This window comes from Streptosporangium sp. NBC_01755, from assembly GCF_035917995.1.
GTDB lineage: Bacteria > Actinomycetota > Actinomycetes > Streptosporangiales > Streptosporangiaceae > Streptosporangium.
The window spans coordinates 7,096,626-7,118,250 of sequence record NZ_CP109131.1; the positions used below are offsets into that span (position 1 = coordinate 7,096,626).

Sequence of the window (21,625 nt, forward strand, 5' to 3'; positions counted from 1 at the left end):
TCAGGCGCCCAGTGCCCTGGTCAGGTCGGTCATGGTGGTCACCACGCCATGGAACCGGTCTATGCAGGCCAGGGTGGCGGCCTGGGCCGCGTCGTCGGAGTCCGCGACGCATTCGGCGGGCACGATGACGTCAAAGTCCCTGGCGTAGGCGTCACGGATGGTGGAGTCCACGCAGAAACTGGTGGTCGTCCCGGTCACCACCAGAACCTGCACCGCGCGCATGCGCAGCTCGCACTCCAGCGTGGTCGAGTAGAAGGCACTCGACCGGTGTTTGACGACGATCTCGTCCTCCGGGCGGCGGACCGCCTTCATCTCGTCGAGCAGTTCGGCGTCCCAGGTCCCGCGCCGGCAGAGTTCGAGCTTCACGCCGCGCCGCTCCAGATGGGACGGGATCCTGCGTCGCGTTCTTCCGGCGTCCTCGTTGTAGTGCACCTGCTGGGTGAACCAGACCGGGATGTCGAGCCGGTGCGCGAGGCCGACCATGTTGACGACGTTCGGGATGATCTCGCGTGGCCGGCGGACCGCGCCGGGGCCGAACGCCTTGCCTCGGGCGCCGTCGGGATGGCAGAAGCCGTTCTGCATGTCCACGACGAGAAGCCCGACGTCGGCCGGATCGAGTTGGGTCTCAAGCCGCATGCCAGTTCCTTCCCCCGCCGGCGTCCGCCGGGTTCTTCTCGACGATCTGACCGCTGCCCGGTTCGGCGAGCACCTTGCCGTCACGGAAGATCACCTCACCGCGCCGCATGGTGAGCACGGGCCAGCCCTTCAGCGGAGTCCCCTCGAACGCGCTCGGGAACTCGCTCTGCGTGACCTCGGGCCCGACCACGGCCTCCCGCTCCAGGTCGACCAGCACGAGGTCGGCGTCCGAGCCGACCTGCAGCGCGCCCTTGCGCGGGTAGAGGCCGAACAGCCGCGCCGGGTTGTAGGACATGGTCTCGGCGACCTTCTCCAGGGTGATCCGGCCGCGCAGGACGCCTTCGGTGAGGACGACCGGCAGCATCGTGGCCAGGCCGGCGAACCCCGGGGCCTCCTCCCAGAAACCGCGCCCGTTCTTGGCGATGGGCACGTGATCCGATCCGATGGTCGAGATCCAGCCCTCCCGGAGGCCGCGCCACAGCTCGGCCTGGTGGTCGTGGTCGCGCAGCGCGGGCGCCACCTTGCCCACGCCGGGGCCCTGGCAGGCCAGCCGCGCGTCGTCGGCGGTCAGCGCCAGGTAGTGCGGGCAGGTCTCCAGGACGACGGTGCGTCCCTTGCGGCGGGACTCCGCCGCCGCGTCGACCGCCATGCCCACAGTGGTGTGCGGCACGTAGAGCGGGCACTCCTGCAGGTCGGCCAGCCAGATCGCGCGCAGCAGGTCCTGCTCCTCGACGAAGGCCGGCCTGGACTCGGTGTACGCGGCCAGGTCGTTGCCACCGCGAGCCTTGACCTGGTGGGTCAGGTGGCTGACCAGTGAGTCGTCCTCGCAGTGGACCATGCACCAGCCGTAGGGCCCGAGCTCGCGGATGCGTTCCATCGCCGCGTAGAGCAGGGCGTCGTTCACCGTCACCAGCCCGATGGGATTTCCCGGCTCGTAGCCGCCCATGTAGAACTTGAAACTGGTGACGCCGAACTCGGCCGCGTACTCGGGGATCTGCTCGACCTGGTCCATCGTCCCGATGATGAAGTGGAACTGGGTGTCCACGATCATCCGGGAGCGGGCGAGTTCACGTTCGGCGGGGAACGTCTCGAAGAACGACGTGCCGCTGCGACGGTACTGCAGTACCGTCGTCACGCCGCCGATCGCCGCCGAGGCGGTCTCGGAGGCGAAGATCTCCGCCAGGGGCCGCCCTCCGCCGAGATGCACATGGGGGTCCACCAGGCCCGGCAGCACGTGCTTGCCGGCGCAGTCGATCACCTCCGCCGCCGCCGGCAGCGAGTCCTCGTCGCCGATCGCCACGATCCGCCCGTCTCGTACCGCGATGGCCGCCTCGACGACGCCCTGCGGCGTGACCAGCCGTCCACCCTTGACCAGGGTGTCCACTTTCATAGATCCTCACTTCTCCGGTGCTGCTCGGCCACGACCGGCGACGCCGGAACGATCCACGGGCGTCGCCGGATCACCACGTTCTCGTCAGCTCTTCTTGACGACGTAGGACGGTACGAAGGTGTCGGGCGTGGGCGGGTCGGGGAGCATGCCCTGGTCCTTCAGGAGCTGAGCCATCTGCTCAAGCGCGCTCGTGTCCACCTCGGCCAGGTACGGGTTCTCCTTGATGGTCTTGAGCATGCTCACCTCCTGCTTGCAGTGCGAGGACGACAGCGCGAAGCGCTCGTCCTGGTTCTCCGGCAGCTTGATCTGCTCGTTGGCCTCGATGAGCGCCGCCTGGAACCCCTTCATCGCCGGCTCCAGCGTCTTCGACTTCTCGGTCGTGGCCACGTAACCGGCGAAGACCAGCGACTTGCCGTTGCCGGCGGCGACGAACGGGTCGCCGAGTGACTTCAGGCCCAGCTCCGGCTTGAGGTTCTGCGCCGAGACCTGGGAGGCCGCGATCTTGCCGCTGGCCACCGCCGACGCCAGCTCGGCGAATGGCAGCGCCACGAACTTGACGGTCGACGGGTCGGCTCCCTTCGCCTTGAGCCAGGCGGTGGTGATGATCTGGTTGATCCCACCGACCTCGTTGACCCCGATGGTCTTGCCTTCGAGATCCTTCGCACTCGTGATCCCCGAGTCCTTGGAGATGGCGATCGAGTTGGTCCCGTCGTCCTCGGAGGTGGGGGTGCCGTACGCGGTCGCGATCCACTGCAGGCCGATGCCCCGTGAGATCGCGAGCATGGTCGAGAACGGGTTGGTGAAGGCGAGGTCGACGTCACCGCTCTGCAACGCGGTCAGACCGGCGGCTCCACCGGCCGACTTCACCAGCTCGATCTTCACGCCGTGCTTGGTGAACAGTTCCTTCTCCTGGGCCCAGTACACGGAGATCTCGTTGCACAGTCCCAGCGTGGTGAGCTTGAGCGTCTGCGGTCCGGTCGCCTCCGGCGAGGCGCCGGAGGTCTCCTCCGAGGTCGCCCCGCACGCGGTGACCAGAACCAGGGCACCGGCCAACGCCATGCCGCCGAGAGTCCGCCGGTGCCGGACGCGCCGAGTGATCGAATCTATCTCCACGATGTCTTCCTTCTTGGAACCGATAGCCATGGACAGAGCACACCCTCGCCGGTGTTGCGATAGCGGACCGGAGGCGGCCGGCGGCGGTTGAGCCGTGCCTTCTCCGGCCAGGAGTGGGGAAGAGGATCAGCCGACCTTCTGCGTGGCGCCGGGCCGCATCACGAGCTGGAACACCTGGCTGCGCAGGGCCGCGAAATCCGGGTCGAGCTTCGTCTCGACCTGGTCGCGTGGTTTGGGAAGGCTGACCGGGATGTCGTTGAGGATCCGCCCCGGGTTGGCGGCCATCACGACGACCCTGTCCGCGAGGTAGACGGCCTCGTCGATGTCGTGGGTCACGAACGCGATCGTGACCCGGTACTCGTCCCGTACCCGCAGCACGAGGTCCTCAAGGTCGGCGCGGGTCTGCGCGTCCACCGCCGCGAACGGCTCGTCCATCAGCATGACGGTGGGCTCGACGACCAGGGCGCGGGCGATGGCGACCCGCTGCTGCATGCCGCCGGACATCTGGTACGGATACAGGTTGCCCGATCCCGGCAGGCCCACCGACTCCAGGGCGTGCTCGACCCGGTGCCCCAGCTCGGCTTTGGGCAGCTTGTAGGCCGCCGCCGCCATCGTCAGGTTGCGCCGTACGGTCATCCACGGGAACAGCGACCGGCTGTAGTCCTGGAACACCACGGAAAGCCCCATCGGCGGCCCGTCCACGACCTTCTCGCCGAGCGTCACCGTGCCCGAACTCGGCCGCAGCAGTCCAGCCATGATCATCAGGAGGGTGGACTTACCGCATCCGGACGGTCCCACGATCGACACGAGTTCCTGCGAGCCGACGGTCATCGCCGCACCCGTCAACGCGACGCGAGCGCCGGAACCGTTCCCGTAGGTCTTGCTGACGGAATCTACCCGCAGGTCCATCGGGTTCCTCTCGTGGTCGGCGCCGGCATCACAGATCCGCCATGCCGGAGCGGCGCTCCCAGCGCAGTACGCGCCGTTCGATGAGCGTGAAAATCGAATTGAGCAGGATCCCGATCAGGCCGACGAGGACGAAGGCGGACCACATGTCGGCGTACAGGAAGTTGTTTCCGGCGACCACGATCTGGTAGCCGAGCCCGACCGTCGTGGCGTAGAGCTCTGAGATGATCATCAGGATCAGGCCGGTGCCGAGGCTGACGCGCAGGCCCGTCATGATCCGTGGCATCGCGGCCGGGATTATCACCCGCCGGTAGTGGGTCCAGCGGCCGAGTTGGAGGCTGCGCGCACTGCGCAGCCACATCGGGTCGACCCCCGCGACCCCGTCGGCGGTATTGATCATGATGATCCAGACGGTGCCGAGGAAGACGAGAGAGATGTTCATCTGCGAGGTGACGCCGAAGAGCTGCACCGCGATCGGCAGCAACATCGTGCTCGGGACGGCGATGAAGAAGCGAACCGTCGGGTTGTACATGCTCGACGCGATGGGACTGCGCCCGAGCAGCACCCCCACGGCCGTGCCGACGAGAACCGAGAGCGACCATCCCGCGGCGAACCGGCCGAGACTGATGCCGGCCTGTTCGAGGAGCAGGTCCGACATGAAGAGCTTCCCGGGATCCGAGGAGAGCCAGAGGGTTCCGAAGTTGGCCAGGACCTCGCTGAGCGGAGGGAAGAACACCGACGGCCGGAGCCGGGCGTAGACCTCCCAGATCAGGAGCACCAGGGCGACGAGCCAGCCACTCGACAGCGCACGCGGTACGGCGAGAACCACCTGCCGCAGTGTGATACCTTTTTTACGCACATCGGCGGTTTGAGTGGTTTGTTGAGGTGTGTCGACGGCCCGGGGGGGCTGTTCTACGATCTGAGGCTTCATGGCGTTCATGTCGTCTGGCCGGCGGGGGCCCATTTGACCAGGCGACGCTCACCGCGGACCATGAGGCCGAACAACACCGCTCCGAAGACGCCGAGGAGTAGTACGCCGGCGTACACGACGTCGGGCCGGAATGCCTGCGTGTACTGGACGAGCACGGTTCCCACTCCCGTTCGAGCTCCCAGCAGCTCGGTGCTGATGATGACGATCAGGCCGACGCCGGTGGCGATGCGGATGCCGGTGAGGATCGAGGGAATGGCGCTGGGCAGGATGACGAACACCTGGCGGCGCCACCAGGGCCAGCGCATCGATCGGGCCGCGTCGATGCGCATCGGTTCGGTCGCCGCGACACCGTAGACGGTGTTGATCAGAATGGGCCAGAAGATCGCGTAGAAGGCGATCGCGATCTTCATTTGCGAGCCCAGCCCGAAGAGCACGATCCCGACCGGGATGAGCGCGGTGGCGGGCACCGACCGGAACGTGTTCACCGCCACGCTGGTCGGGCGTCGGAGAAAAGGAATGCTGCTCGTCACGAGCCCGATCGAGACGGCAGCGAGGGAGCCGAGGACGACCGTCGTCATCCAGCTCGTCACGGTGTCGGCCGCGCCGCTCAGGAAGTCGGCGTCGGTAAGCAAGGTCGGCAGCGCTCGCAGGACGGCCAGTGGCTGCGGAATGGACGCCTCGGAAACGAGGCCAACTGAGATGATCAGTTGCCATCCGATAAGCAGGCTGGCGCTGCCAAGAAGCGCGAGAGCTACGCTGTGAAGTCTGTTTTTGCTGGTCAAGTGCCCTCCTTCCATAATTGATCTTGGTTGGCGGCGTGCTCGAAAATCTAGGCGAGCGCCTTAAGGCGTGTCAAGTATGCGGGATGCCGTCTCGCATACCGAAAAATTAACTTCTTCTCGCTTTTTGGGGCCGACGCCCGTGCGGAGGAGCCCCGGTGGCGTGGAGCCCGGGACGCCCCGAGCCGTCGCGGGTCCGGCGTGCCGGCCGGCCGCCGGAGACGGGGGACATTGACCCATCAGATGACGGGAGTTCGCCGAAAGCGGTCAATCGTCGCACGAAAACGAATTCGGCATCGGGGGTCCCGGCGGCGGGCGATGCGGAATGCCGTCGATTCTCATTTCGGGTGGACATGGCCGGTCAAATAGCATGACCAGAAAATTCATGAGCGTTTTTCGCCCTGGTAAGGAATGTGCGCCATCAATGTGGCGGCGCCGGTGAATTCGGGGCCGACCGTTCTTCGCGGAGAGGCGTTGCCCGGGGGAGCCTTATGTGGACTCGGTCTCGAAACTGAACCCGCATGGCGTTTGACATGGGAGGACTCCGGTGACCCATCATGATCGCCAGCCGTCGGGGGTGCCTGACGCGACCTCGGGACTCGTAAGTCGCTGATCGAATCGGTGGGGCCTGACGGCCGTTTTCCGGGCCGGGGCGGGTGTCGTTCGGCACGCTGCTCTCCCGATCGCGAAGGTCCGCCGGAAGCCGCTCTTGGAGAAGCCTTGGAGCCCGGATGGGCGTGACGGTGATCCGGGCGCGGTACTAAACCGGATAGTCCGCGTGCTGGAACGGGGACCGTGTCATGTCCGACTCGTGAGTGCAGGAAAACCATGATGAGGACCTGACGGCCCAAGTGCCGGCCGGACGCGTTGGCATCGCCGCGCGGTGACACCGAACAGACCGTTGGGCGACAGGCCCCGACGGTGGCTGGTCGCGTCCGGGGCCGGCCCGAGTCCTAGGAGAGGTCGGCCATGAAGATGCCCGCAGTCAACGAGTGCCAGGTCGACGCGTGCGCCTACAACGCGGAACACGTCTGCCACGCGCTGGCCATCACGGTCGGCAACAGTCATCACGCGGAGTGTGAGACCTTCTTCAAGGTCGACGTGAAGGGCGGCGACCCCGCCGCCACCGGCCGCGTCGGCGCCTGCAAGATGTCCGACTGCCAGCACAACGTCCAGTACGAATGCCAGGCCTCCGGCATCGTCGTCGGCTACGCGCAGAAGGACATCGACTGCCTCACCTACGCGCCCGCCTGACCGCCCTCGCTCTCAGCGGAGCCCGGCACGCCGGGCGGTGACCACGTCGACGACGGCCACGACCAGCGAGACCAGTACGAAGGCGATGGCGACCAGCAGCGAGTGCTGGAACGCCATCGCGTAGTCGCCGTGGGAGGAGGCGACCTCGGCGAAGAAGGCCGAGCCGATCGCCGCGATGCCGATGGCCGTGCCGATCCGCTGCCCCGTCTGGAGCACCCCGCCGGCGGTGCCGGCCATGGCGACCGGCACCTCCGACAGGGCCAGCGTCTGGTTGGGGGAGATCACCAGGCCGCTGCCCACGCCGGCGAGGAGCAGCGGCAGCGCGATGGCCCAGGCCACGTGCTCGCCGGGGACCAGCCGTACGGCGAGCACCGTGACGCCCAGCGCGGCCGCGACCAGCAGCAGCCCCCACACCACCAGTGGCCGGCCCAGCCGGGTGACGATCCGGCCGCCCAGCGCGGCGGCCACGGCCGATCCCGCCGCGAAGGGCGTGGTCGCCAGCCCTGCCTCCAGGGCCGAGTAGTGCAGGCCGTTCTGCAGGTACAGGGTGAGAATGAAGAAGATCGCGGTAAAGCCGGCGAAGTAGAGCGTCCCGAGCAGGGCACCGAGCGCGTACGAACGCCTGCGGAACAGGGACAGGTCGACGACCGGCTGGCGGCGCCGCCCGTACCGGCGCTCCCAGGCCACGAAGGCGGCGATCACGACGAGCCCGGCGAGCAGCGTCGGCCACTTTCCCGCGCCCTGCCGCTGCTGCCCCTCGACGAACGGCAGGAGCACCAGCACGACGCCGAGGGCGAGCAGCAGCACGCCCACCGGGTCCATGCTCTCCCGGGGCCGTCTCCCACGCGCGGGGGGCCGGATGTAGCGGTACGCCAGGACCACGGCCAGGACGCCGATCGGCACGTTGACGTAGAAGACGAGGCGCCACGCGTCGGGACCCCCGCCGAGCTGGATGAGCGCCCCGCCGAGCAGCGGGCCGATCGCGGTCGAGACGCCGATGACGGTGCCCAGCATCCCGAACGCCCGGCCCCGCTCCGCTCCCCGGAAGAGCTGCTGGATCAATCCGCTGACCTGCGGATTCAACACCCCGCCCGCCATCCCCTGGATGAGTCTCGCGATGACCAGCAACGTCGGGTCCCCGGCCATCCCGGCCGCCGCGCTGGACAGGGTGAACAGGACGACGCCGAGGACGAACGCGTTGCGCCGGCCGTGCATGTCGCCGAACCGCCCGGCGGGGACCAACGCCAGCCCGAAGGTGAGCGCGTATCCCGACACCACCCACTGCAGGTCGCTCTGCGGGGCGTCCAGCCCGCTGCGGATGGCGGGCAGCGCCACGTTGACGATGCTGACGTCCAGCAGGGTCATGAAGCCGGCGACGAGGCAGACGGTCAGTGCCTTCCAGCGGCGCGGGTCGGCCCCCTCCTGGTCCTTCAGGGCCGTCGCCTCGCCGCTCATCCGGTCGCGCGGTGCAGGGAGGCCACGGCCCGAGTGGCACCCGGACCGCGGTCCGCAGATCTTCCCCTCCCGCTGTGCCCCGGTTCTCCGGACGGTACGGGTGGCCGGCCGAGGACCATCATGCCGCCCCCGTTCTCCGCCTGGCTGCTCCATCTTTCAGCAGCGCATATCTACCCCTTTCGGATATTCAAATCACAGTCCGGGCCCCGGCGACTCGCCGGGGCCCGGACCCTGGCTTATCGTCGGAGCCGGGAGTCGCCCGGTGCTACGGGCACGTCACCTCACCGCTCGCGAGCGGGACGTTCACCGCGGTCCAGGCGGCCTTGACCGCGTTGACCTCGACGCAGCCGCTCGGGAAGAGCGCCTTGGCGGCGGCCACGGTGGCCTGCCGCGCCTTGGCGTGCGTCCACGGTGCGGTCTTGGTGTTCAGCCCGGCCTGGAAGATCTGGCCGGCCTTCTGGATGCCGATGCCGGTCAGGGGCGTCGGGCCGGAGCAGACGGTGCTGGCCGGCTTGCCGACACGAGCAACCGAGGGGTGCTCACGCTCTCCACGACGGACACGTGCGCGCGGGCGGTGGCGGTCGCCGCGGCGGCGTCCACCTTGCTCGTGACGTCGACCGTGATCCTGGACTGCTGGCCCGAGCTCACGGACCCGACCAGCTCGCCGGCCCGGTCGGTGGACACGATCACGTCACCGCCGTAGACCGGCAGCCCACGGTAGGTGCGCGCGTAGGTCAGGTGCTGCAGGCCCTGGGCGCCGGAGACGTTGGCGGTCAGGGTGAACTTCTCGTTCTGCCCCTTGAGGAGGGCTTCCGACCTCATGGCGACGGTGGCGTTGGCCGTGGTCACGGCGCGGTGGCGCGCCTCCGCGTTCGGCGGTGCGTACGGCGGAGGGTCGGCGGAGACGGTGCGGGCGGCGATGTCCGCCGGTGCGGACGCGGCGCTCACCGCGGTGGGGGTGATCAGGGCGGTGACGGCCAGTACGGCCACGGCGCCCAGCTTGGCCTTCGGATTCACTGGGGGGGGGGGGTGACTCCTCTCGGTGTCCCTTGGGGGTGGGAGGGATACACGGAGCCCTGAGAGTCAGGGCTACCCCAAAGCTGACACCGAGCGAGGCAGACGAATACCTCACAAAGTTCCATACCGTCGTGGTATGGGTGGCCGCGCGTATCGGGAGACACGGCTCACCGGCGCGGGCAACCCTCTCTCCGTGCGCCTCGCATTTAACCTAATATAAATTAAGCAAGGACGTGGAGGCAGAGCCGCGCCGTGTTCACCCCGGGTGAGGACGAGGTCGCCCAGGCTCGCGCGGTGCTCGGCGCGTTGCGGGAGACCGGGGCGGGCGCCGTGGAACCGGACGGAAAGATGATCGACGAAGCGGTGGCGGCCAGGCGGGTCCTGACGCGAGCAGAGGGAGCGAACCGATGACGGTGACCGTGGAAGGCCCGTACTTTGACGAGCTGACGGTCGGGCAGGTGTTCGACGGCGCGCCCGGAGTCACCCTCACCGCCGGGCATGCCGCGGCACACCAGGCGATCGTCGGTGACCGGCTCAGGCTCCCCCTCGACGCCGATCTCTGCCGGGACGTCACGAAAGGGGAGCCGCCGGCCCATCCGGCGCTGGTCTGGGACGTGGCGATCGGCCAGTCCACCCTGGTCACCCACCACGTCAAGGCGAACCTGTTCTACCGGGGCCTGGTCTTCCGCCGGATGCCCCTGCTCGGCGACACCCTGCGCACCTCCACACAGGTGGTGGCGCTGCGCCAGAACCGGGCGAAGCCGGGCCGCCGGCCGACCGGGCTGGCGGTGCTCCGGATCACCACCGTGGACCAGGCCGGACGCCCGGTGCTGGACTTCTGGCGCTGCGCGATGCTGCCGCTGCGCGACCCCGAGGCGCTGACCGGTCACCAGGCCGATCTCGACTCGGTGGGCGTGGCCGTCACCGACGAGGACCTCGCCGAGACGGTGACCGGGATGCTGGCGGGCTGGCGGCTAGACCGCTTCAGGGAACGGGTCGCGGGCCGGCACTTCGCCGGCGTCGCCGAGGGCGAGAGGCTTCGGGTGGGTGGGGGAGACGTGGTGTCCGGTGCTCCGGAACTGGCCAGGCTCACCCTCAACGTGGCGCAGGTGCATCACGACGTGCGGGCCGCGGCCGAGCGGCGGCTGGTGTACGGCGGGCACACCGTCGGCCTCGCGCTGTCCCAGGCCAGCCGGGCACTGCCGAACCTGGTCACGGTCGTGGCCTGGGACGGCTGCGACCACGTCGGCCCGGTCCACGAGGGCGACACGCTCTCCAGCGAGGTGGTGGTCGAGCGCCGCCAGGCGCTGCCGGGAGGCGGCGGGCTGGTCCGTCTCCGCTCGCTCGTCCAGGTGGTGGGCGGTGACGGGCCGCGGGACGTCCTTGACTGGCGTTACGTCGCGGTCATGGCGTAGGGGCGCGCTCCCCTGCGCCATGACCGCGACACCCGGGACCGGTGAACCCGCGAGGGGTCGCCGGTCCCGCCGCGTCCGGGGCCGGCCGCCTCGCTCGGGAGGCGGCCGGCCGGGAAACCTAGGTCCTGTCCTTCGCGTCGTCGGTGGGGACCTGCACCGCCGCTCCGGACTCGATCAGGGCCGCGGCGTCGACGCCCCAGGCGCCGAGCACCTCCACGGTGTGCCGGCCCGGCACCGGAGGGGGTGTGCCGAGGGCGGTGGGGGTCAGGGAGAAGCGGGGCGCGGGCGCGGGTTGCAGCAGCCCGTCGTGCTCCACGATGGAGCCGCGCGCTCTGATGTGCGGATGGTTCGCGGCTTCGCGCAGGCTCACCACCGGTGCCACGCAGGCGTCGGACTCGGCGAAGATCGCCGACCACTCGGCCTGGCTCCGGTCGGCGAAGGCGGCCGCGATCCGGGCACGCAACTCGGGCCAGCGGCTCCGATCGTGCTGCTTGCGGGGGTCCTCGTCGAGGCCGAGTCCGGCGAGCAACTCGACGTAGAACTTGGGCTCAAGGGCACCGACGGCCATGTGCCGGCCGTCGGAGGTCTCGTACACGGAGTAGAACGGCGCGCCGCCGTCAAGGAGGTTGGCGCCGCGCTCGTCCGTCCAGGCGCCGGTGGCCATGATCATGTGCGTTCCGGCCAGCAGGTGCGCGGTGCCGTCGACGATCGCGGCGTCGACGACCTGACCGCGCCCGGTGCGGTCCGCCTCGCGCAACGCGGCGAGCACTCCGATCACGAGGTAGTTGCCGCCCCCGCCGAAGTCACCGAGCAGGTTGAGCGGGATCTGCGGCGGCCCGCCCGCCTCGCCGATGGCGTGCAGGGCGCCGGTCAGCGCGATGTAGCCGATGTCGTGACCCGCCGTCTGTGCCAACGGGCCGTCCTGTCCCCAACCGGTCATCCGGCCGTACACCAGCCGGGGATTGCGCGCGTGGCAGACGTCGGGGCCCAGCCCCAGTCGCTCGGCGACCCCCGGCCGGTACCCCTCGATCAGCACGTCGGCCTCGGCGGCCATGGCCAGTACGGCCTCCACCGCCTGTGGCTGTTTGAGATCGAGGAGGATGGACTTCTTGCCCCGGTTCAGCAGATCGAGTTGTTCGGCTCCGGGGAAGAACCCGCTGCCTCCCGGCCGGTCGACGCGCACGACCTCGGCCCCCAGGTCGGCCAGCGCCATCCCGGCGAACGGGGCCGGCCCGATCCCGGCGAGTTCCAGTACTTTGACTCCGGACAGTGGCCCGCCACTCATCACGACTCCAGGTGATCATGCAGATATTATCTAATCAATATTAGATAATAAGCGGATGGCGTGCTGCCGGCTGCCCGGGGGTCAGGAGGTGCGCTGAGTCGGATTCCGCCGGGGGCGGGGGGTGGTTTCCTCGGTTGGCTGGTCCGGCGGTGTGGTGCTGAGGCCGTGGCGGATGAGGGACTGGGCGGTGCGGACGACGGCTTCGAAGGTGTCGCGTTTGGGGTTCCACCATTCGGCGGCCCAGTTGAGGGCGCCGACGACGAGGAGGTGGGCGACGCGCAGGTCGAGGTCGGGGCGGAGCTGGCCGGCGTTGTCGAGGGCGCGGAAGAGGTCGCGCCAGAGTTTGCCGTATCCGGCCTCTTCGGCGAGTTGGCGGGTGCGGAGGTCTTCGGGGATCTGGCCGGAGTTGCGGATCAGGGCGGTGGCGAAGTCGGAGAGTTCGAGTTCGACGTGCAGGTGGGCTTCGACGGCGGCGCAGATGCGGTCCATCGGGGTGGTGTCGGCGGGGAGTGCGTCGAGGACCTGGGTGACGTGTTGGCGGACGCGTTGGGCGCCGGTCCACATGACCTCTTCGATCAGTTCTTCGCGGGATCCGAAGTAGTAGTAGATCGCCGGTGCCTGGAGCTGTGCCTGGTCGGCGATGTCACCGAGTCGTGTCCCTGAGTAGCCCTTACGGCTGAGGACGTGCGCCGCCGCGTCGAGAATCCGCTCGCGGGTACGGCTGGACTTCGGGCCGGCGCCGTCTTTCGAGACGGACCTGTTTCTGGCTTTACTGGGCACCGATCGATCATACGGGTGGGTTCCTTCGCCCGCCGGGACCACTCGTCGGCGGCCCCGGCGGCTCGAGAGGTGCTCTTCGGTCAAAGATCCAGACCTCCCCTGCTGACGAGCTGTGCCGCGATGACGTTGCGCTGGATCTCGTTGGTGCCCTCGCCGACGATCATGAGCGGGGCGTCGCGGAAGTAGCGTTCGACGTCGAACTCGGTGGAGTAGCCGTATCCGCCGTGGATGCGCACGGCGTTGAGCGCGATCTCCATCGCGGTTTCCGAGGCGAAGAGCTTGGCCATGCCGGCTTCCAGGTCACAGCGCTGCCCGGTGTCGGCGCGCTCGGCGGCGTGCAGGACCAGCTGGCGCGCCGCGGTGAGCTTGGTGGCCATGTCCGCGAGGTAGTTGCCGATGGACTGGTGCTTCCAGATCGGCTTGCCGAAGCTCTCGCGCTCCTGGGCGTAGCGCAGGGCGTCCTCGAACGCGGCCCGGCCCACACCGAGGGCGCGGGAGGCGACCTGGATGCGGCCGGTCTCCAGCCCCTTCATCATCTGCGCGAACCCGCGGCCCTCGACGCCGCCGAGCACCGCGGAGGCGGGGGCGCGGTAGCCGTCGAAGGAGAGCTCGCAGCTCTCCACGCCCTTGTAGCCGAGCTTGGGCAGGTCACGGGAGACGGTGAGGCCGGGCCCGTGCTCGACGAGCAGGATGCTCATGCCGCTGTGCGCGGGTTTCGCGGCCGGGTCGGTCTTGCAGAGCAGCGCGATGAGCTGGGAGCGGCGGGAGTTGGTGATCCAGGTCTTGGCGCCGTTGACCACGTACCCGTCGCCCTCTCGCCGGGCGACGGTGGTCATGGCCTGCAGGTCGGAGCCGCCGACCGGCTCGGTGAGCGCCATCGTGGCGCGGACCTCGCCGGTGGCCATCCGGGGCAGGTAGTGTTGCCGCTGCTCCTCGGTGCCGAAGGTGGCGATGAGCTTCGCGACCACCGTGTGGCCGCCCATGGCCCCGGCCAGGCTCATCCAGCCGCGGGCGAGCTCCTCGGTGACCATGACGTAACAGGCGGTGGAGACCAGCACGTCGCCGTAGGGTTCGGGGACGGCGAGCCCGAAGATGCCGAGCTGCTTCATCTGCTCGATCAGTCTCTCCGGATACTCGTTGGCGTGCTCCAGTTCGCGGACGACGGGCCGGACCTCCCGGTCGACGAACTCCCGTACGGTCGCCACGACCGCCTGCTCCTCCTCGGACAGCGCTGTCACTTCGGTTCCTCTCGTGTACGGCCGGCCCGCGTGGGTTCGGGCCGGCTACTCTCCTTTATCTTAATATAGATTAAAAAACTAGGGCGGCATCCTCCGGGGAAACCGGGATGCGAGGCCCCGGCCGAGAGGTGGATCCGCAGCGTAGGCGAAGATCCACAAAACGCGCCCTATGGCCGTGCCGCGAGGTCCCGGCCGATGATCTCCTTCATGATCTCGGTGGTGCCACCGTAGATGGTCTGGACCCGGGTGTCGACGAAGGCCCGGGCGACCGGGTACTCCAGCATGTAGCCGTAACCGCCGTGCAACTGCAGGCACTGGTCGACGACGCGCTTCTGCAGCTCGCTGATCCACCACTTTCCCTTGGCCGCGTCCACGGCCGTCAGCTCTCCCGCGTTGTAGGCGAGCACGCACTTGTCGGTGTAGGCCTCGGCGATGTCCAGCTCGGTGGCCATCTCCGCCAGCGCGAAGCGGGTGGCCTGGAAGTCGCCGATCCGCTTGCCGAAGGCCTCTCGCTGGAAGCAGTATTCCCTGGTCATCTCGTAGACGGCCCGGGCGCCCGTGATGGACTGTGCGATGATCCCCAGCCGTTCACGGGCCAGATGGCTCATCAGGTACCGCAGCCCTTGTCCCTCGACGCCCAGCAGGTTGGCATCCGGCACCCGGACGTCCTCGAAGAACAGCTCCGCGGTGTCCTGGCCATGCAAGCCGATCTTTTCGAGCCTGCGGCCTCGGGTAAAGCCGGGCATCCCGTCCTCGACCACGAACAGGCTGAACCGACGCGAGCCCCCCTCCGGGTCGGTCCGGGCGGCGACGATCACCAGGTCCGCGGTGATGCCGCTGCTGATGAACGTCTTCTGCCCGGTGAGCACCCAGGAGTCACCGTCGCGGCGGGCGGAGGTCCGAATGCCCTGCAGGTCGCTGCCGGTGCCCGGCTCGGTCATCGCCAGCGCGCCGATCACGTCGCCACCGGCGAACCCGGGCAGCCAGCGCCGCTTCTGCTCCTCGGTGGTGAGGTCAAGCAGGTAGTGCAGGACCAGGTCGTCCTGGAGCCCCAGGGTGACGGTAAAGGTCGTCGCCTGGGCTCGGGCCACCTCCTCGCACACCACCATGCGGTAGCGGTAGTCGCTCACCCCGGCGCCGCCGTACTCCTCGGGGACCTCCAGGCCTGCGATGCCCTGCGCACGGGCGGCGGCGAGAACCCTCCGATCGATGCTGTGCTCCTCCTCCCACCGGAGGTAGTGGGGGATCACCTCGCGGGCCAGGAACTCCCGTACGGTCTGCCGGTACTGCTCGTGGTCGTCGGTGTAGAGATCGCGTCGCATCCTCAGCCCAGCCGTTCGATGACGGTGACGTTGGCCTGGCCACCGCCCTCGCACATGGTCTGCAGACCGTACCGGCCGCCGGTGCGCTCCAGCTCGTGCAGCAGCGTGGTCATGATGCGGGCGCCGGATGCGCCGATCGGGTGGCCCAGAGCGATGGCGCCGCCGTTGACGTTCACCCGTGCGGGATCGGCGCCGATGTGCTTCTGCCAGGCCAGCACCACGCTGGCGAACGCCTCGTTGACCTCGGCCAGGTCGATGTCGCCGATGGTGAGGCCGGCCTTGCTCAGCGCGTGCTCGGTGGCGGGAAGTGGGGCGACCAGCAGATTCACCGGGCTGGCGCCGCGCACTGCCAGGTGGTGGATCCGGGCTCGGGGCACGAGACCGTAGGCGCGGACGGCCCGCTCGGAGGCGATCAGCAGTGCTGCGGAGGCGTCGGAGATCTGGCTGGAGACCGCCGCGGTCAAGCGGCCGCCGTCGGTCAGGGGCTTGAGCCCGGCCATCTTCTCCAGCGAGGTGTCCGCGCGAGGGCCCTCGTCGTGCTCGACGCCCTCGTACACCAGGATCTCGCGGTCGAAGCGGCCCTCCTGACGGGCCGTGAGGGCGCGCCGGTGGCTCTCGAGGGCGAACTCCTCCATGTCCTGGCGGGAGAAGCCCCATTCCTCCGCGATCATCTCGGCGCTGCGGAACTGGGAGATCTCCTGGTTGCCGTAACGCTCCTCCCAGCCCTTGCAGCCGGTCCACGGGTCGACCGCGCCGTACGGCTCGCCGACGGTGAACGACGACAGGAGGGGGTACTGGCTCATCTGCTGCACGCCGCCGGCGATGATCAGGTCCGAGGTGCCGCTCATCACCGCCTGGGCGGCGAAGTGCACGGCCTGCTGCGACGATCCGCACTGCCGGTCGATGGTCACGCCGGGAACCGACTCGGGCAGCCCGGCGGCGAGCGCCGCGGTGCGGGCGATGTCGCCGGCCTGCCCGCCGATGGCGTCCAGGCAGCCGTACACGACGTCGTCGATCGTCTCCGGGTCGATGTCGTTGCGCTCCACCAGGGCGCGGATCGGTGCGGCGCCCAGGTCGGCGGGGTGGACGGCGGCGAATCCGCCGCGGCGCCGGCCGGTGGCGGTCCTGACGGCGTCGACTATGTAGGCCTCGGGCATTTCTTTCCTCCATGGAACGAGCGGATGGTGCGGGTCCGGGTAGGCAGTGGGCGGAGGGGCATGCGGCTCAGGGCATCGCGTAGCCCCCGCTGACCGAGATCACTTGCCCGGTGACCTGGCGGGCGGCCGCCGGTGAGGCGAGCCAGAGAACGGTGCCGGCGATGTCCTGAGCCGTGGTCAGCCGGCGCAGTGGGGTGGCCTTGAGCATGTATTCGACCTGCCGGTCGTTGAAGATCGCATCCTGACCACCCGCCCACAGGCTGGTGGCGCCGACGGCCTCGGGCCCCTCGGGGATGACCAGGCCGGGACAGACCACGTTGGAGCGGATACCGTGCCGGCCGTGCTCCTTGGCGGTCGTCCTGGCCAGGGCGAGGATCCCCGCCTTGGAGGCCCCGTAGACGGCCTGCCTGATCTCGCCGAACGCGGCGTCGCTGGCGACGTACACCAGGGACCCTGCGCCTGCCTCGCGCATCGGCACGAGCACGGCCTGGGTGCATTCGATCGCCGCGAAGAGGTTGACCTCGAAGGTGCGTTGCCACTGTGCCCGGTCGGTGTGCTCGGCGACGAAGCCGGGGATGCTGATGCCCGCGTTGTTCACCATGACGTCGATGCCGCCCCAGGCGTCCAGTACCCGGTCGACGGCGCGGGTGGCCGCTCCCGCCTCGGCCAGATCGGCCTGCACCACCTCGGCCGCGGCGGCTCCGCGTTCCAGTGCCTCGCCGCGGACCCTGTCGGCCTGGTCCCCGTCGAGGTCGCAGATGGCGATCCGCGCGCCTTCGGCGGCGAATCCGTGCACGATGCCCCGCCCGATGTTGGAGGCGCCGCCGGTCACCAGAACCCGAGCGCCGGTGAGAGCAAGATCCATATGTTGCCACTTTCCTTTGCGCTGGGGCCGGATCTTCTCCGACCGGATGGGCCGAGGCCGCTCCGGGTCGTGACAGGACCCGGCCTTGAAGTCAAATTCTTATTTAATCTATATTAGAACAGATGGTTGGTGCGGAGGCATCCCATCCGAGGAGGGAATATGAGGATCTTCAACGGTCTCGACGAGCTCGTCGGCGCGAGTGGTGAGGTGCTGGGCACCAGCGGCTGGATCACCGTCGAGCAGGAGCGTGTCGACGGGTTCGCCGACGCCACCGATGACCATCAGTGGATTCACGTCGACGTGGAGAGGGCCAAGGACGGACCCTTCGGAAAGACGATCGCGCACGGATTCCTCACGCTGTCGCTGCTTCCGGTGTTCTTCCAGCAGATCTACCGGGTCGACGGCCTCCGGATGGCGGTCAACTACGGCCTGAACAAGGTGCGCTTCCCGGCGCCGGTCCCGGTGGGCTCCAAGCTCCGGGCGACCTCGCGGCTGGTGGAGGTCACCCCGCTGGACGGTGCGACCCAGATCGTGCTGTCCACCACCATCGAGGCCGAGGGTGTCGGGAAGCCGGTATGCGTGGCCGAGTCGGTCGTGAGGTACTTCGCGTGACGGGGGCGGGGCTGGTGGCGGGCCGCACCGCGATCGTGACGGGCGCGGCGCGGGGCATCGGGCTGGAGATCGCCCGGCTGCTGAGTGAGAACGGCGCCCGGGTCGTCCTGGCCGACCGGGACGCCGACGAGGCGGCCGCGGCCGCGGCCGGGCTCGGGGACGAGCGGAGCGTCTGGTCCTACGGCTGCGACGTCACCGACGAGGCCCAGGTCGAGGCGCTCGTCACGGGAACCGTCGAGCGGTTCGGATCGCTGGACATCTTCGTCAACAACGCCGGCATCACCAGGGACGCCTCACTGAAGAAGATGACGGTGCAGGACTTCGACGCGGTGATCACCGTCCATCTGCGCGGCACCTGGCTGGGCGTGCGGGCCGCCTCGGCGGTGATGCGCGAGGCCGGCTCCGGCTCGATCGTCAACATCTCCTCCCTGTCGGGGAAGTCCGGCAACCCGGGCCAGACCAACTACAGCGCGGCCAAGGCCGGCATCGTCGGTCTCACCAAGGCCGCGGCCAAGGAACTGGCACACCGAGGCGTCCGGGTCAACGCCGTGCAGCCGGGCCTCATCAGGACCGCGATGACCGAGGCCATGCCGCCCGAGGTCTTCGCCGCCCGCGAGGCCGACATCCCGATGAAGCGGGCCGGTGAGCCGCGCGAGGTCGCGGGGGCGGTGCTGTTCCTCGCCTCCGACCTGGCGAGCTACATGACCGGCGCGGTGCTCGAGGTCGGCGGCGGGAGGCTGATGTGAGCGAGCGGACCGGTGGACGCGGCAGCGTGCTCGCGCGTCCGGCGAGCGTCGGCGAGGAGGCTACGTGAGCGGGGTCGTGCTGAGCCGGGTGGACGGAGGGGTGGGGCACATCACCCTGAACCGGGCGGAGGCGATGAACGCGATCACTGTCGAGCTCGGCGCCGAGCTGGAGCGGGCACTGGTCCGGCTCGCGGACCATGTGAACGTCATCCTGCTGCGAGGGGCGGGCGGGAACTTCTCGGTCGGCGGTGACTTCAACGAGCTCGAACGGCTGCGTGTCGCCGGGAGGGAGGCGATGCGCCCGCTGTTCTCGAACTTCGGCCGGGCCTGTGCCGCCATCGCGGAGCTGCCGGTACCGGTGGTCGCCGCCGTCGAGGGGTACGCGATGGCAGGCGGCTTCGAACTCATGCAGGCGTGCGACGTCGTGCTGGTGCACGAGAACGCGAAGATCGCCGACAACCACGCCAGATTCGGGCAGGTGCCCGGCGGTGGCAGCACCCAGCGGCTGCCCCGGCTGGTCGGCCGGCAGCGTGCCCTCGGGCACATCCTCAGCGGCGAGCGGCTGACCGCGGCCGAGGCGGTCGCCTGGGGGCTGGCCTACCGGTCGTTGCCCGCGGACGGTTTCGACGATGCGGTGAACGCGTTCGTCACCCGGGTGGCAGGCCACAGTCGTGATGCCCTGATCCGGATCAAGCGCCTGGTCCACGCCGGGCTGGACCTGCCTCCATCGGAAGGGCTGGCGCTCGAACTGGAGACCGTACTCGACCACCTCGGCGGGGAGGCCGCCGCGGCGGGCATCGCCGCCTTCAAGGGAGCCTGAGATGACACGTGAACTGATCGATTCCGGCCCGGTGCTGCTGGACCTCGACTCCGGCGGGGTGGCGCGCCTGCGGCTCAACCGCCCCGAGGCGGCCAACGGGATGGACGTGCCCTTCCTGCGGGGGCTCTACACGGCGGTCATGCGCTGTCACGGTGAGCCGGACGTGCGCGCCGTACTGCTCACCGGAGAGGGGCGTAACTTCTGCGCCGGCGGTGACGTCAAGACCTTCGCGACCAAGGGGGAGGGGCTGCCCGACTACCTGCGCGAGGCCACCTCCTGGCTGCAGATCTCGGTCTCGGCGCTGATGCGGCTGCAGGCCCCGGTGGTGGCCGCCGTGCACGGCTTCGCGGCCGGCGGCGGCGGGTTCGGCCTGGTGTGCGCGGCCGACCTGGTGGTCGCCGCCGAGTCCGCGAAGTTCATGGCCGGGGCCACCCGGGTGGGCATGGCGCCCGACGCCGGCGTCTCGGTCACCCTTCCCCGGCTGGTCGGGCTCCGCAAGGCGATGGAGATCACCCTGACCAACCCGGTCCTCACCGCCGCCGAGGCCCTTGAGATCGGCCTGATCACGAAGGTGGTCGCCGACGACACCCTGCTCGACGAGGGACTCGCGCTGGCGCGCGCTCTCGCCGCCGGTGCCCCCAGGGCGCTGGCCGCCACCAAGCGGCTGCTCTGGGACGGCCTCGGGGCGAACGTGGAGGCCAGGCTGCCCGAGGAGGCCCGTACGGTCGCCGACCTGTCCGGTACCGCCGACGCGCGCGAAGGGCTGGCCGCCGTCATCGAACGCCGGAGCCCGCTCTTCACCGGACGCTGACCCCCGTCCGAAACCCGCGCCCCCGCGGGTTTCGGACGGACGGCGCTCAGGACGGAGCATAGGCGCGGACGCCGTCGTCCAGGTCGGCGGCGACGAGCACGCCCTGGTCGGCCAGCACGTCCAGATGGGCGCCGGTCTCCAGCACGGCGAGCATCTGGCTGAACAGGTCGAGGTCGTCCAGCCTGCGCCGGCGGCGGGTCCACGGCATGGCCACGGCCACCTCGTACGCCGTCCGAGCCCCGGCCTTGATCTCGTGCGCGCAGGCGTCCAGCCGCTCCTCGTGGTGGGCCAGCAACTCCTCGACCCGGGTGTGGACGCTGAGGGTGACCGGGCCGTGCGCGGGCAGCAGCAGGGTGTCGGGCATCCCCCGGACCAGCCGCAGGGAGTCGAGATAGCTCCGCAGCGGCCTGGGGTCGGGGACGGTCTCCAGACCGAGGGACGGGGTGATGTGCGGGAGCACGTGGTCACCGGCGAACAGCAGGCCGGCCGTGGCGTCGCGCAGCACCACGTGCCCCCTGGTGTGTCCCGGCGTGGCGAACACGTCGAGTTCGACCGGGCCCAGGGAGATCCGCTGGCCGTCGTCCAGCCAGCCGTCGGGCTGCTTCCGCGGCAGGTCGCGCTCGTACTCGTAGCTCTCGGTGGCGGCGACGCGGCCGGCGATCTCCGGGGCCCCGCAGCGGCGCAGCAGCTCGATCTGGCGAGGATAGAACCCTTGCTCCTCGTCGAACGCGTCGATGGAGGGCTGCTCGCCGCGGCCGATCCGCACCCGGGTGCCGAAGGTCTCGCGCAGCCTCAGGGCCTGGGAGTAGTGGTCCCAGTGAGCATGGGTCACCAGGATGTGGGCGACGTCCGCCAGCCGGTGTCCCAGCGTTCCCAGTGCCTGGGCCAGTGCCTTCTCGGTGTCCGGCATCGCCCATCCCGAGTCGACGACCACCGGGCCCTCCGGGCTCTCGATCACGTAGGCGTTCACCGCGTGCAGGCCGTTGGAGGGGAGTGGCAGCGGCACCCGATGGACCCCCGGCCGTACCGGATGGGCGCCCGGCTCGGTCCAGTCCTCGGGTTGCTCTGCGATCGTCATGCGTCGTCTCCTCAG

At 69.5% G+C, this 21,625-nt stretch carries 23 protein-coding genes; 7 read left to right on the forward strand and 16 right to left on the reverse strand.

Annotated elements, in window-relative coordinates; genetic code table 11:
* The 6 genes from OG884_RS32740 to OG884_RS32765 form a co-directional block, all read right to left on the reverse strand.
* The gene (locus OG884_RS32740; protein WP_326639341.1) at positions 1-636 is read right to left on the reverse strand and encodes a cysteine hydrolase family protein; all 636 of its coding nucleotides are present in this window, start codon (positions 634-636) and stop codon (positions 1-3) included.
* Positions 626-2,026, reverse strand: coding sequence for a dihydroorotase (locus OG884_RS32745; RefSeq protein WP_326639343.1), 1,401 nt, complete (start codon positions 2,024-2,026; stop codon positions 626-628). The genes OG884_RS32740 and OG884_RS32745 overlap by 11 nt, the downstream gene beginning before the upstream one ends.
* Before the next feature lie 84 nt (positions 2,027-2,110).
* On the reverse strand, positions 2,111-3,169 hold the full coding sequence (locus OG884_RS32750; protein ID WP_326639345.1) for an ABC transporter substrate-binding protein: 1,059 nt from the start codon (positions 3,167-3,169) through the stop codon (positions 2,111-2,113).
* 96 nt (positions 3,170-3,265) lie between these two features.
* A complete protein-coding gene (locus OG884_RS32755; RefSeq protein ID WP_326639347.1) occupies positions 3,266-4,048 on the reverse strand; it encodes an ABC transporter ATP-binding protein in 783 nt (260 codons plus the stop codon).
* A 28-nt stretch (positions 4,049-4,076) separates the two neighbouring features.
* The gene (locus tag OG884_RS32760) at positions 4,077-4,874 is read right to left on the reverse strand and encodes an ABC transporter permease (RefSeq protein ID WP_326639349.1); all 798 of its coding nucleotides are present in this window, start codon (positions 4,872-4,874) and stop codon (positions 4,077-4,079) included.
* A gap of 107 nt (positions 4,875-4,981) precedes the next feature.
* Positions 4,982-5,758 carry an ABC transporter permease gene (locus OG884_RS32765; protein ID WP_326639350.1) on the reverse strand — a complete coding sequence of 259 codons (777 nt, stop codon included), beginning with the start codon at positions 5,756-5,758 and terminating at the stop codon, positions 4,982-4,984.
* 966 nt (positions 5,759-6,724) lie between these two features.
* Here OG884_RS32765 and OG884_RS32770 point away from each other — a divergent pair.
* Positions 6,725-7,009, forward strand: coding sequence for a DUF1540 domain-containing protein (locus OG884_RS32770; protein WP_326639352.1), 285 nt, complete (start codon positions 6,725-6,727; stop codon positions 7,007-7,009).
* 12 nt (positions 7,010-7,021) lie between these two features.
* Here OG884_RS32770 and OG884_RS32775 read toward each other — a convergent pair whose 3' ends face one another.
* From OG884_RS32775 to OG884_RS32785, 3 genes are all read right to left on the reverse strand, one after another.
* Positions 7,022-8,464 (reverse strand): MFS transporter, encoded by a 1,443-nt coding sequence (locus tag OG884_RS32775; RefSeq protein WP_326639354.1) that lies wholly within the window; start codon positions 8,462-8,464, stop codon positions 7,022-7,024.
* A 265-nt stretch (positions 8,465-8,729) separates the two neighbouring features.
* Positions 8,730-8,942 (reverse strand): M4 family metallopeptidase, encoded by a 213-nt coding sequence (locus tag OG884_RS32780; RefSeq protein ID WP_326647077.1) that lies wholly within the window; start codon positions 8,940-8,942, stop codon positions 8,730-8,732.
* Complete coding sequence (locus OG884_RS32785) at positions 8,939-9,481, reverse strand: hypothetical protein (RefSeq protein WP_326639356.1); 543 nt, start codon at positions 9,479-9,481, stop codon at positions 8,939-8,941. The genes OG884_RS32780 and OG884_RS32785 overlap by 4 nt, the downstream gene beginning before the upstream one ends.
* Before the next feature lie 252 nt (positions 9,482-9,733).
* Between OG884_RS32785 and OG884_RS32790 the strand changes: the two genes are divergently transcribed.
* Together OG884_RS32790 and OG884_RS32795 are read left to right on the forward strand one after the other, a co-directional pair.
* A complete protein-coding gene (locus OG884_RS32790) occupies positions 9,734-9,892 on the forward strand; it encodes a hypothetical protein (RefSeq protein WP_326639358.1) in 159 nt (52 codons plus the stop codon).
* Positions 9,889-10,896, forward strand: coding sequence for a MaoC family dehydratase (locus tag OG884_RS32795; RefSeq protein WP_326639360.1), 1,008 nt, complete (start codon positions 9,889-9,891; stop codon positions 10,894-10,896). Before OG884_RS32790 ends, OG884_RS32795 begins: the two co-directional genes overlap by 4 nt.
* Positions 10,897-11,014: 118 nt before the next feature.
* Here the strand turns inward: OG884_RS32795 and OG884_RS32800 are convergent, their stop codons facing one another.
* The 6 genes from OG884_RS32800 to OG884_RS32825 form a co-directional block, all read right to left on the reverse strand.
* On the reverse strand, positions 11,015-12,181 hold the full coding sequence (locus OG884_RS32800) for a CaiB/BaiF CoA transferase family protein (RefSeq protein WP_326639361.1): 1,167 nt from the start codon (positions 12,179-12,181) through the stop codon (positions 11,015-11,017).
* An 81-nt stretch (positions 12,182-12,262) separates the two neighbouring features.
* Positions 12,263-12,961 carry a TetR/AcrR family transcriptional regulator gene (locus OG884_RS32805; RefSeq protein WP_326639363.1) on the reverse strand — a complete coding sequence of 233 codons (699 nt, stop codon included), beginning with the start codon at positions 12,959-12,961 and terminating at the stop codon, positions 12,263-12,265.
* 80 nt (positions 12,962-13,041) lie between these two features.
* Entirely contained in the window at positions 13,042-14,199 is a 1,158-nt protein-coding gene (locus OG884_RS32810; RefSeq protein ID WP_326639364.1) for an acyl-CoA dehydrogenase family protein, read from the reverse strand.
* A gap of 167 nt (positions 14,200-14,366) precedes the next feature.
* Complete coding sequence (locus OG884_RS32815; protein ID WP_326639366.1) at positions 14,367-15,521, reverse strand: acyl-CoA dehydrogenase family protein; 1,155 nt, start codon at positions 15,519-15,521, stop codon at positions 14,367-14,369.
* 2 nt (positions 15,522-15,523) lie between these two features.
* Positions 15,524-16,678 (reverse strand): acetyl-CoA C-acetyltransferase, encoded by a 1,155-nt coding sequence (locus OG884_RS32820; RefSeq protein WP_326639367.1) that lies wholly within the window; start codon positions 16,676-16,678, stop codon positions 15,524-15,526.
* 67 nt (positions 16,679-16,745) lie between these two features.
* On the reverse strand, positions 16,746-17,543 hold the full coding sequence (locus tag OG884_RS32825; protein ID WP_326639369.1) for an SDR family NAD(P)-dependent oxidoreductase: 798 nt from the start codon (positions 17,541-17,543) through the stop codon (positions 16,746-16,748).
* A 159-nt stretch (positions 17,544-17,702) separates the two neighbouring features.
* On the opposite strand from OG884_RS32825, the gene OG884_RS32830 reads away from it, so the two are divergent.
* From OG884_RS32830 to OG884_RS32845, 4 genes are all read left to right on the forward strand, one after another.
* The gene (locus OG884_RS32830) at positions 17,703-18,155 is read left to right on the forward strand and encodes a MaoC family dehydratase (RefSeq protein ID WP_326639372.1); all 453 of its coding nucleotides are present in this window, start codon (positions 17,703-17,705) and stop codon (positions 18,153-18,155) included.
* Positions 18,152-18,901 carry a 3-oxoacyl-ACP reductase FabG gene (gene fabG / locus OG884_RS32835; protein WP_326639374.1) on the forward strand — a complete coding sequence of 250 codons (750 nt, stop codon included), beginning with the start codon at positions 18,152-18,154 and terminating at the stop codon, positions 18,899-18,901. Before OG884_RS32830 ends, fabG begins: the two co-directional genes overlap by 4 nt.
* Positions 18,902-18,965: 64 nt before the next feature.
* Entirely contained in the window at positions 18,966-19,721 is a 756-nt protein-coding gene (locus tag OG884_RS32840) for an enoyl-CoA hydratase/isomerase family protein (RefSeq protein ID WP_326639376.1), read from the forward strand.
* 1 nt (position 19,722) lies between these two features.
* Complete coding sequence (locus OG884_RS32845) at positions 19,723-20,532, forward strand: enoyl-CoA hydratase/isomerase family protein (RefSeq protein WP_326639378.1); 810 nt, start codon at positions 19,723-19,725, stop codon at positions 20,530-20,532.
* A 46-nt stretch (positions 20,533-20,578) separates the two neighbouring features.
* On the opposite strand, the gene OG884_RS32850 is transcribed toward OG884_RS32845, so the two are convergent.
* Positions 20,579-21,610: an MBL fold metallo-hydrolase gene (locus tag OG884_RS32850; RefSeq protein WP_326639380.1), complete on the reverse strand. Its 1,032-nt coding sequence runs from the start codon at positions 21,608-21,610 to the stop codon at positions 20,579-20,581.
* Between the last annotated feature and the right edge of the window lie 15 nt (positions 21,611-21,625).